Origin of the sequence: Streptomyces sp. FIT100, from assembly GCF_024584805.1 — a bacterium.
GTDB lineage: Bacteria > Actinomycetota > Actinomycetes > Streptomycetales > Streptomycetaceae > Streptomyces.
In genome coordinates this window covers 3,652,345-3,663,525 of record NZ_CP075715.1, presented here as the reverse complement: position 1 = coordinate 3,663,525, position 11,181 = coordinate 3,652,345, and the positions used below count along the sequence as shown (strand labels likewise).

7 protein-coding genes and 2 rRNA genes (1 of these 9 only partly in view) are annotated in these 11,181 nt (G+C 68.8%); 3 read left to right on the top strand and 6 right to left on the bottom strand.

What is annotated here, in order from left to right; genetic code table 11:
* The 3 genes from KK483_RS16285 to KK483_RS16275 all read left to right on the top strand — a co-directional run.
* Positions 1-1,654 (top strand): 23S ribosomal RNA (locus tag KK483_RS16285) (it extends 1,465 nt beyond the left edge of the window).
* A gap of 80 nt (positions 1,655-1,734) precedes the next feature.
* Positions 1,735-1,851: ribosomal RNA gene (rrf, locus tag KK483_RS16280) — 5S ribosomal RNA — on the top strand.
* 100 nt (positions 1,852-1,951) lie between these two features.
* A complete protein-coding gene (locus tag KK483_RS16275; RefSeq protein WP_262005957.1) occupies positions 1,952-2,521 on the top strand; it encodes a GNAT family N-acetyltransferase in 570 nt (189 codons plus the stop codon).
* Positions 2,522-2,567: 46 nt separating this feature from the next.
* Here KK483_RS16275 and KK483_RS16270 read toward each other — a convergent pair whose 3' ends face one another.
* From KK483_RS16270 to KK483_RS16245, 6 genes are all read right to left on the bottom strand, one after another.
* Positions 2,568-4,079, bottom strand: a complete 1,512-nt coding sequence (locus tag KK483_RS16270; RefSeq protein ID WP_262005956.1) for an FG-GAP-like repeat-containing protein — start codon at positions 4,077-4,079, stop codon at positions 2,568-2,570.
* Positions 4,080-4,251: 172 nt separating this feature from the next.
* Positions 4,252-5,883 carry a type IV secretory system conjugative DNA transfer family protein gene (locus tag KK483_RS16265; protein ID WP_262005955.1) on the bottom strand — a complete coding sequence of 544 codons (1,632 nt, stop codon included), beginning with the start codon at positions 5,881-5,883 and terminating at the stop codon, positions 4,252-4,254.
* Position 5,884: 1 nt separating this feature from the next.
* Entirely contained in the window at positions 5,885-7,297 is a 1,413-nt protein-coding gene (locus tag KK483_RS16260; protein WP_262005954.1) for an ATP-binding protein, read from the bottom strand.
* A gap of 45 nt (positions 7,298-7,342) precedes the next feature.
* Positions 7,343-8,896 (bottom strand): SCO6880 family protein, encoded by a 1,554-nt coding sequence (locus tag KK483_RS16255; RefSeq protein WP_262005953.1) that lies wholly within the window; start codon positions 8,894-8,896, stop codon positions 7,343-7,345.
* Complete coding sequence (locus KK483_RS16250; RefSeq protein ID WP_262005952.1) at positions 8,893-10,242, bottom strand: hypothetical protein; 1,350 nt, start codon at positions 10,240-10,242, stop codon at positions 8,893-8,895. The genes KK483_RS16255 and KK483_RS16250 overlap by 4 nt, the downstream gene beginning before the upstream one ends.
* Positions 10,232-11,047: a hypothetical protein gene (locus KK483_RS16245; RefSeq protein WP_262005951.1), complete on the bottom strand. Its 816-nt coding sequence runs from the start codon at positions 11,045-11,047 to the stop codon at positions 10,232-10,234. Before KK483_RS16245 ends, KK483_RS16250 begins: the two co-directional genes overlap by 11 nt.
* Positions 11,048-11,181: the final 134 nt, after the last annotated feature.

The following is an 11,181-nucleotide window of genomic DNA, read 5'->3' as shown; positions in this document are numbered from 1 at the left end:
GCGAGGCCGACAGGCGTAGTCGATGGACAACCGGTTGATATTCCGGTACCCGCTTTGAAACGCCCAATATCGAGCCCATTAATGCTAAGGCCGTGAAGCCGTCGGGTGCGTCTTCGGACAATCTCGGAGTGGTGGAGCCGCCGGTCCAAGGTGGTAGTAGGTAAGTGATGGGGTGACGCAGGAAGGTAGTCCAGCCCGGGCGGTGGTTGTCCCGGGGTAAGGGTGTAGGCCGTGTGGTAGGTAAATCCGTCACACATTGAGGCTGAGACCTGATGCCGAGCCGATTGTGGTGAAGTGGATGATCCTATGCTGTCGAGAAAAGCCTCTAGCGAGTTTCATGGCGGCCCGTACCCTAAACCGACTCAGGTGGTCAGGTAGAGAATACCGAGGCGTTCGGGTGAACTATGGTTAAGGAACTCGGCAAAATGCCCCCGTAACTTCGGGAGAAGGGGGGCCACGTCTGGTGAGGGAATTTACTTCCTGAGCTGGGGGTGGCCGCAGAGACCAGCGAGAAGCGACTGTTTACTAAAAACACAGGTCCGTGCGAAGCCGTAAGGCGATGTATACGGACTGACGCCTGCCCGGTGCTGGAACGTTAAGGGGACCGGTTAGCTTGGATTCGTCCAGGCGAAGCTGAGAACTTAAGCGCCAGTAAACGGCGGTGGTAACTATAACCATCCTAAGGTAGCGAAATTCCTTGTCGGGTAAGTTCCGACCTGCACGAATGGCGTAACGACTTCTCGACTGTCTCAACCATAGGCCCGGTGAAATTGCACTACGAGTAAAGATGCTCGTTTCGCGCAGCAGGACGGAAAGACCCCGGGACCTTTACTACAGTTTGATATTGGTGTTCGGTTCGGCTTGTGTAGGATAGGTGGGAGACTGTGAAGCGGCCACGCCAGTGGTTGTGGAGTCGTCGTTGAAATACCACTCTGGTCGTGCTGGATGTCTAACCTGGGTCCGTGATCCGGATCAGGGACAGTGTCTGATGGGTAGTTTAACTGGGGCGGTTGCCTCCTAAAGAGTAACGGAGGCGCCCAAAGGTTCCCTCAGCCTGGTTGGCAATCAGGTGTTGAGTGTAAGTGCACAAGGGAGCTTGACTGTGAGACCGACGGGTCGAGCAGGGACGAAAGTCGGGACTAGTGATCCGGCGGTGGCTTGTGGAAGCGCCGTCGCTCAACGGATAAAAGGTACCCCGGGGATAACAGGCTGATCTTCCCCAAGAGTCCATATCGACGGGATGGTTTGGCACCTCGATGTCGGCTCGTCGCATCCTGGGGCTGGAGTCGGTCCCAAGGGTTGGGCTGTTCGCCCATTAAAGCGGTACGCGAGCTGGGTTTAGAACGTCGTGAGACAGTTCGGTCCCTATCCGCTGTGCGCGTAGGAGTCTTGAGAAGGGCTGTCCCTAGTACGAGAGGACCGGGACGGACGAACCTCTGGTGTGCCAGTTGTTCTGCCAAGGGCATGGCTGGTTGGCTACGTTCGGGAGGGATAACCGCTGAAAGCATCTAAGCGGGAAGCCTGCTTCGAGATGAGGACTCCCACCTCCTAGAGAGGGTAAGGCTCCCAGTAGACGACTGGGTTGATAGGCCGGATATGGAAGCCAGGTAACTGGTGGAGTTGACCGGTACTAATAGGCCGAGGGCTTGTCCTCAGTTGCTCGCGTCCACTGTGTTAGTTCTGAAGTAACGAACTCGCCTTTTGCTGGCTGGTAGTTCGATATCTTCATAGTGTTTCGGTGGTCATAGCGTTAGGGAAACGCCCGGTTACATTTCGAACCCGGAAGCTAAGCCTTTCAGCGCCGATGGTACTGCAGGGGGGACCCTGTGGGAGAGTAGGACGCCGCCGAACAATCATTCAGGAAAGCCCTGGACCGTCACGGTCCGGGGCTTTTCTGCGTTCAGCCGGAAAACGCGTTGCCGAGGCCGCACGCTGGGGCCAGGCTTGGCGCATGGAACACCTGATACGGCCCGTACGCGCCGACGAATGGGAGAAGGCGCGGGAGCTCCGGCTCGCCGCCCTCCAGGATCCTGCCGCGCCCGTCGCCTTCCTGGAGACCTACGAGCGGGGGATCGCTCGCACGCCGGACTTCTGGCGGGAGCGGACGAGGGATGCCGCGGCCGGGGTGGTCGTCAGGCAGTTCATCGCCGAGGCGCCCGACGGGCGGTGGGAAGGCACGGTGACCGTGCTCGTCGAGCGGCCGGAGGACGAGCCGCGGTTCGGTGTCGCGGCGACGCTCGACCAGACGCATCTGGTGGGGGTGTTCGTACGGCCGGAGGCGCGCGGCAGAGGGCTCTCCGACGCCCTCTTCCGCGCCGCGATCGACTGGTCCTGGGAGCTGGCCGAGCCACGGATCGAGCGCGTCCGGCTGTACGTGCACGAGCACAACCCGCGGGCCCAGGGCTTCTACCGGAGGATCGGGTTCGTTCCCAGCGGGGTGACGACCCCCGTTCCGGGGGATCCGGACCTGCGGGAGCTGGAGCTGGAACTCCGGCGCCCCCGCTCGCCGTTCACCGACTGACCACCTGCCGCAACTCCAGCCGCAATTCCAGCCGCAACCCCTGCCGCTACTCGTCGATGGCGGCGCCGTAGGTCGCGTCCACCGACGGTGCGCCGAGCGAACCGGCGCCGTACGTCCATGAGCCGGAGGCCGTGACACCGCCCGAGCCGGCCGAGAGCACCCACACGACGCCGTCGCTCGTGTTCTCGCCGGGTGCGGCGGCCAGCAGGCCGTGGCGGCCGTCCCTGTTCGGGTCGGTCAGCCTGACCTGGCCGCCCCAGCGGTCGCCCTTCTCCGCCGTGCCCGGCACATGGGCCGAGTTCTGGTCCCAGGACCTGGCGCCGGTGGCGGTCAGTCCGCCTGCCGAGCCGCGCAGGATCCACACCGCCCCCGCGTCGGCGACGGTGCCGATGTCCTCGCCGGCCGCGCCGATCGCCACGTCCGCGTATCCGTCGCCGTCGGTGTCCGCGACGGAGAGGTCGGTGCCCCATCCGTCACCGCGCTCGACGGTCCCGGGCACTCCGGGCGAACCCTGGGTCCACCACTGCGGCGGGCTGCCCGCGCCCTCGGTGCCGAGCGGGCCGTCCGGGCTGCCGTAGTAGACCCCGACCTGGCCGCCGGTCATCCAGTCGCCGCCGTCGTTGGGGCTGTGCGGCTCGCCGGTGACGAGATCGTCGTAGCCGTCGTCGTTGATGTCCCCGGATGCCGCGACCGGGCCGCCGCGCAGATCGCGCTCGTACACCAGGCCCTGGACCTGTCCGGAGAGGAAGACGGACCAGCCGTGTCCCGGTTCCTCGCCCACGCTGACCCCGGAGACGACCAGGTCGGCGAGGCCGTTGTCGTCGTAGTCGCCGGTGGTGAGGGACTTGGGCAGGATCTCGCGGCCCTCCGCGCCGGCGGCGAGGCGGTTGCGCGCCGTGCGTGTCAGCGGGGCGCGCTCCTGCTCCTGCCCTTGCGCCTGAGGCTGCGGCACGGTCTCGTACGCGTACTGCTCCAGGGCGTCGCGCTTGAGCACGGCGAGCTGGTCGCCCGGGGTGTCGGGGCTGAAGCGGGCGGCGGCGAGGGCGCTGCCGAACCTCTCGCCGGCCGTGGGCACCGCGGTCTCCAGCCAGTCGCTGTTCGCGCCGGACAGCCCCCGTGACGACCCCCACAGGACGGTGATGCCTCCCGCGTCCGCGACCGTGCCGATGTCCTCGCCGGGAATGCCCACGATCGCGTCGTCGTAGCCGTCCGCGTCGAGGTCGCCGGTGGCCACGGCCCTGCCGAAGCCGTCGGCCGCCTCGGGGGAGCCCGGCACCCCGGTGGTGGACTGGGTGATGACGGCGGCCCGTCGGGTGCCGATGCCCGTCGACGCGCCGTACTGCACGGTCACGTACCCCGCGCCCTTCCTTCCGCCGACGGTTCCGCCCGGCGCGCCGATGAGCACGTCCTCGTAGCCGTCGCCGTTGAAATCGCTGTTGCGGTCGCTTGCGTGGGTGCCGCCGGGGACACCGGCATAGGCGGCGGGGGCGGCGATGCCCGCCCCCGCCATCAGAAGGAATGAGGCCGCGGCGACGGCGGCCGTACGGTACTTGCGCACGAGCGGCTCCTTGAGTCAAGGACGGCCGGGCGGGTGCGGGGGGTTGGCCGGAAAGGGCCCGTTCCTTCCTGGCGCCCTGTTTGACCGCTTGTGCGGGACAAGGGTTGTACGGCGCGATGGTGAGGAGATGTCGGATCTTGCGCCGCCGGGCCTGATGGGGGCGCTGCGGTCGCTACCGGGTGAGGGGGACGTCCCAGCGGGCGCGGGCCTGTTCCTGCGAGCGGAGCAGGACCAGGGTCGGCAGGCCCTGGTCCGCGCCGGTGGCCAGCAGTTCGGGAAGCAGAGGGATCGGCGCGACGGCCGCGACGTCGTCGAGCACCAGGCTGAGTGGTGGGTCGAGCCGGCCGGCAGATGACCGTGCGGCCATGCGGCGGCCGTGCTCGACCACGCTTGAGGCGACGGCGGTCAGCAGAGGCATTGCCCCGGGGTGGGTGCGGGGATCCTCGATGGGTTCACCCACCACATAAAGCGTGCCCCCCTCGTCCGCAAATGATTCCAGGGCAAGCGAATCTGTTCGGTTGGGTGTGCAGGCGTCGCGGATGTGGACCGAGGAGAGTGCGCTGAGCGTACGTGCCGTCAGTTCCTGGGCGACTTCCCGGCGTTCGGGGTGGGCGGTGAGGGCGGATTCGAGGAGGCCGGCGAGTCCGGAGGCGGCCTTGGGGTGGGTACGGAGGATGCGTACGGGGTCATGGGCGCCGGTGCCCTGGGCCCAGCGGTGCAGCTGCTTGAACGGACGGCCGTCCACCGCTGCGGCGTGCAGCCAGCAGCGCAGGAGTGTTTCGGCGGTGTCGGCGATCGCGGCGTCGAGGCGCGAGTGGGGGCGTACGGGGGCGAGCAGCGCGGCCGCACGGGCAGCGGCGGTGTCGGCGGACCCGCAGCCGGCCGTGGGTGACCAGTGCAGGCGGGCGGGGGTGTCGCAGAGGTGGCCGGGGTCGTAGACGAGGACGGGGCCGAGCTTGGCGCGGGCGTCCTTGGTCTCGGCCCAGACGGTGGGGTCGGAGGTGACGACGAGCGCCGGGCCGTCGGCGTCCCGGATGGCCTGGACGGCGGAGGGCCGGCGGGCGGGCGGGTCGCCGTAGACGATGGTGGGGCCGCTGGGGGTGCGTGGGGCGGGGACGGTGCGGTCCCGCTCCGCGGTGGGGAGTTCGACGGTCGGCGGAATGGCGCTCGGCGGAATGGCGCTCGGGGGAACAGAGCTCGACGGGACAGGGCTCGACGGGACGGCGGGCGAGGGACCGAGGCTCGTGCCGGTGCTCTGCACCGCGCCTGCCGCGGCGGGCACCGCCGCGTCCGAGGTCGCGTCCGAGGTCGCGCTCGTGTCCTGCTCCGTGCTCTGCCGTAGGGCCTGCGCGGCGGCAGGCACACCCGCCCCGGCACCCACACCCACACCCGTGGCCGTGCCCGCGCTCGTGTTCGTCCCTGCGCCGCCGTCGCGTTGCCGCGCCCTGACCGTGCGCCAGCGGGCCAGCGTGCCCAGGACGAAGATCGCGAGGACCACCAGGACCATCAGCTCGCCGATCAGCAGGCCCCAGAACAGGCCGTAGCCGGAGAGCTGCCCGGGCGGGGTGGACGGCCAGGCGGCCGGCAGGTCGTGCGGGTCCGAGGCGAGGCTGCGCATCGCGAGCGGAGTGCTCGTGAAGGCGACCCCGTCCGGCCACGACCCGTGCGCGAAGAGACCCGCCAGACCCGTCGCCGTCCACACCAGTAGGGTCAGGCCGAGGAGGAAGCCCAGGATGCCCACCAACAGGCCGTCCGGGATGCCCCGTTCCCCTGTACGTTCCTCCGTTCGTGCGCGGGGCGCCATGTCACGCCACCGTCGACTGGGAGGACTCGCCCATCTGCTGCTCGATGAGGGCGGCGCGCTGCTCCGATTCCCAGTCCGCCGCCCGTACGTCCTCGGGCCGGTCGTCCCGTACGGACGATTCCGTCATGGCGCGGTCCGTGTAGACCAGCGGGCGTTCCGCCTCCGTGACCAGGTGCTTCACGACCTGGACGTTGCCGTTGACGTCCCACACGGCGATGCCGGGAGTGAGCGTGGGGATGATCTCGACCGCCCAGCGGGGCAGCCCCAGCACCCGGCCCGTCGCCCGTGCCTCATCCGCCTTCTGGGCGTAGATCGTCCTCGTCGACGCCATCTTGAGGATCGCGGCGGCTTCCCGTGCCGCCGCTCCGTCGACCACGTCGCTCAGGTGGTGGACGACCGCCACGAACGACAGACCGAGCCGGCGCCCGAACTTGAGCAGCCGTTGGAAGAGCTGCGCCACGAAGGGGCTGTTGATGATGTGCCAGGCCTCCTCGACCAGGAAGATCCGCTTCTTCCGGTCGGGGCGGATCCAGGTGTGCTCCAGCCACACGCCCACGATCGCCATCAGGATCGGCATGGCGATGCTGTTGCGGTCGATGTGCGACAGGTCGAAGACGATGAGCGGCGCGTCGAGGTCGATGCCGACCGTCGTCGGCCCGTCGAACATGCCCCGCAGATCGCCGTCGACGAGCCGGTCGAGGACCAGGGCGACGTCCAGGCCCCAGGCGCGTACGTCGTCTATGTCGACGTTCATCGCCTCCGCCGACTCGGGCTCCGGGTGGCGCAGTTGTTCGACGATGTCGGTGAGGACGGGCTGCCGGTCGGTGATGGTTTCGTGGACGTACGCGTGCGCGACCTTGAGCGCGAAGCCGGAACGCTCGTCCAGCCCGTGCCCCATCGCGACCTCGATGATCGTACGCAGCAGGGCCAGCTGGCCCGTCGTGGTGATCGCCGGGTCGAGGGGGTTGAGGCGGATTCCGCTGTCCAGCGCGGCCATGGGGTCGAGGCGGATGGGCGTTATTCCCAGCTCCTGCGCGATGAGGTTCCATTCGCCGACGCCGTCCTCGCCCTGGGCGTCCAGGACCACGACCTGCCGGTCGCGGAAGCGGAGCTGGCGCAGGACGTAGGTCTTCTCCAGCGCCGACTTGCCGTTGCCGGACTCGCCGAGCACCAGCCAGTGGGGGGCGGGGAGCTGCTGCCCGTACAGCTGGAAGGGGTCGTAGATGTAGCCCTTTCCGCTGTAGACCTCGCGGCCGATGATCACGCCGGAGTCGCCGAGGCCCGGCGCGGCGGTCGGCAGATAGACGGCCTGCGCCTGGCCCGTCGACGTGCGCACGGGCAGCCGGGTCGTCTCGACCTTCCCGAAGAGGAAGGAGGTGAAGGATTCGGTGAGGACGGAGAGCGGATCTCGCATCGAATCAGGGCCCCTAACGGCACGTATCGGCGGCGTCTCGGCGCGCTATCGGCGGATGCCGGTCGCGAACGGCAGCGTGTTCACAAAGGCCCGGTGGTGCTCGCGGTCGCACCACTCCAGCTTCAGATACGACTTGCCCGCCGAGGCCCTGATCGTGCGCTTGTCCCTGGCCAGGGCCTCGGGCGTACGCGACGACACAGTGATGTACCCGACAAGATTGACGCCTGCCGCGCCACTGGCGAGATCTTCACCCCGCTGGTCGAGCCGGCCGTGGGCGGCGATGTCGCGTGGGTCGACGGTCCGGTTCATCTTGGCGGCGCGGCTCGCCTCCGCCTCGTCGTTGGTCTTCTCGGTCAGCATGCGCTCGATGGCGACCTCGGTGGGTTCGAGGTCCATGCAGACCGCGACCGTACGGATCACGTCCGGGGTGTGGACGAGCAGCGGGGCGAGGAAGTTGACGCCGACGGGGGTCATCGGCCACTCCTTCACCCAGGCGGTGGCGTGGCACCAGGGGGCGCGCGTCGCCGACTCGCGGGTCTTGGCCTGGAGATACGTCGGCTCCAGCGCGTCGAGTTCGGCGGGCCAGGCGTTGCGCTTCGTCATGGCCTGGATGTGGTCGATGGGGTGGTCCGGGTCGTACATGGAGTGCACGAGCGAGGCGAGCCTGGCCTGGCCCAGGGGCTGGCGTACGCGGATGTCGGCCTCGGCGAGGCGGGCGCAGATGTCGGTGAGCTCGCGGGCCATGACGACGGCGAGGCCGGCGTCCTTGTCGAGCTTCTTCGCGCCGCTCGCCTGGCGGGCGGCGCGGGCCATGGTCTCGGCCTCGGCGGCCAGTTCGCGGTTGAAGTGCATGCACGCGACGAGATAGGCGCGGTGCTGCTCGCTCGATGTGGACACCATCGACTGGAGCTGGTCGTACGACTGCTGGAGCCAGCCGGGGGCGTTGTGGTCGCCGCGCTGGGCGACGTCCTTGGCGTGCGCGTCGGGGTCGGCGGGCAGGGTGCGGGCCAGCATCTGAAGGCGCGTCACAAAGCCGTCGCCGTTGGCGACATGCTTGAGGAGGGTGCCGAAACGGTCCACCAGGGCTTCCTGGTCCTCGCTGTCGCGCAGTCCGACGCCCGGGCCCTCGATCTCGATCGCGGCGGTGACGGTGCGGCGGTCGGCGTGCAGCAGGACGGCGATCTCGTCCGGCCCGAAGGGCGCGGCGAGCCAGCTGATCCGCCCGATGCCGGGCGGCGGCCCGACCTCGACCTCGCGCCCGTCGACGCGGGTGCCCGCCTCCATGGCGACGGAGCGGTAGACGGTGCCCTGGCGGACGGTGCGCTTGAAGCTGCGGTTGATCTCGAACCAGCGGTAGAACGTGCGCTGCTTGTACGGCACGTACACGGCCGCGAGCGCCAGCATCGGGAAGCCCGTCAGCAGCACGATCCGCAGGGAGAGCAGGGGGACCAGCAGGCCGCTCATCATGCCGAGGAACGCGCCGGCGATGATCAGCGCGATCTCGCCGGTCTCACGGTTCTTGCCGATGATCGCGTTCGGCCGGGCCCGGCCGATGAGGTACGTACGGCGGGGCGCGATGGGCTGGGACTGCGTCGTCAACGCCCTCCACCTCCTGTGCTTCCTGTGCCTGTGCTCTTGCGGTTGCTGTGGGGGGTGCCCGCGGTGGGGGCGTTCCCGCTACGGGGCGGAGGTGCGGCGGAGGGGACAATTCCGCCGCCGCCACCGCCCCCGCCCATGCCCCCGGCCGATCCCCCGCGCGAACCGTGCGCCGCCACACCGCCGGCGACGGGGCTCGCGGGCCGGGCCTCGGAGCCGCCGCCGTGCTGCTCGCTGCGGGTGGAGTGGGTCTTGATGCCCTGCGAGACGAGGGCGGCGGGGGAGCTGATGACGGCGGCCGCCTTGCTCTCGGCGCTGTTCTGGATGCGGTTGTTGCGGGAGGCCGCGATCTCGTCGCCGAAACCGGGGACGAAGCGGTAGATCATCGCCGAGGCGAAGATGGCGAGCAGGATGATCGCGAGGCCGGTGACCACGGCGGAGAACGCGTTCGGCCCGTCGTCGCCCGAGAGCGCCCCCGCGAGACCGAGCACGATGATGATGACCGGCTTCACGAGGATCACCGCGATCATGATCCCGGCCCAGCGGCGGACATGCCCCCAGAGGTTCTTGTCGACGAGCCCCGCGTACACGACGACACCGAGCAGTGCGCCGACGTACAGCAGCACGGCCCGGATGAACAGCTCCAGGTACAGCACACCGGCCGCGACGACCGTCACGAGCGACACGATGATCAGCATGATCGGCCCGCCGCCGATGTCATCGCCCTTCTGCAGCGCCTCCTTGAAGCTGCCGAAGAAGACGTCCGTCTGCCCGCCGGTCCCCGACGCGATCACCTCGGTGATCGCGTCGGTCGCCGAGACGAGCGTGTAGAGGATCAGCGGCGTGAAGGCCGAGGCGAGAACGGTCAGCCAGAGGAACCCGATCGCCTCGGACATCGCCGTCGCGAGCGGCACACCGCGGATCGCGCGCTTGGCGACGGCGAGGAGCCAGAGGAGGAGGGTGAGGAAGGTGGCGGCGGCGAAGACGATGGCGTACTGGGAGAGGAAGGTGTCGTTGGTGAAGTCCACCTGCGCGGTGGACTTCACGGCCTTCGACAGCGCGTCGACGATCGCGACGGCGGCGTCGGCACAGCCCTTGGCGAGGGAGGCGAGGGGGTCGAGGGGGGTGGTGGGGTCGTCGAGGGAGGGGGAGCGGGGGGTGGCGTCGCCGTTTTCGCAGTAGTCGCGTGCGGGGCCGACGATGAGGTCACAGTCGTCCGCGTTGGACGGTGACGGCGTCGGCGTGGGGCTGGGTGCCGCGTGCGCACGCGCCGCCAGCAGCATCACCGTCGTCTGGACGGCTGCCGCTACGCCGGCGAAGCGAAGCGCTCGGCGCGGGCTAGCGGGCATACGTGAACCCTCCGAACTCCTCGACGGCCTTCGCGATGTCATCGGCGCTGGAGGCCGTGCGGTCAGCGTTCACGGGGGCGGGGCCCTCCTTCTGGGAGAAGCTCGCGACCTTCCAGTCCCCACCCGTCCATTGCAGACTCAGCGTCATCGTGAACCAGTCGTTGGTCACAGGATTGGTGGAGCCCACGCCGGCAATCCCGAACACGCCCGTGCACCAGACTTCGATCGTTGCGGAGTTGTCCGTGGACCGGGTGATCTTGGTGCCAACGGGTGCAGTCCGAGACACGTAGGTCAGTCCTTCGGCGGCGTTGCCGCTCGTGTCGAGCCCGAGCTTCTCCAGGAACTCCTTGCTGTAGGCCTTGTCGAAGCTGGTTTCCAGTTCGCTGACCTTGCTCGCGACGAACAACTGCCGCACGATCTCGCTCCGCCGGTCAGGCTTGAGGATGTCGGCGGAGACGAGCGCCACCGCGTAATTCGCCGCCGCGCTCTGCGCCCCCTGCTCGTCCTTCGCGTACCCCGTCGCGATTGCCCCGTCCTTCCCCTTCACGGGGCGCACGCCCGTCGCCGCCGTCGGGGTCGAGCCCTTCGCTTCCGACGTGCTTTGGGGGTTGTCCGCGCCGTCGCCGCGGTTCGCGAACGCGATCGCGGCGATCAGCAGAGTGACGACGCCCACCACGGTGATGAGGGAGCGCGAGTTCCGTACGGGCCGGCGTGCGCCGCCGTAGACGTCGTTGCCGGCTTCCGGGAGGCGCGTACGGGTCTGTCCCGCGCCCCCGTTGCTGTCGTGCTCGTCGCCGAAGCTCATGCCGTGCCCGCCCCCTCGCCGTAGCCGTAGCCGTAGTACGACGGTAGCCGTGCTGGAGTCCGCGCGGGCGCGGTGTGGTGACTCGACATCAGGGAGACGCAACCTCTGCCGTTGGGCACGACGGGCGGATGGTG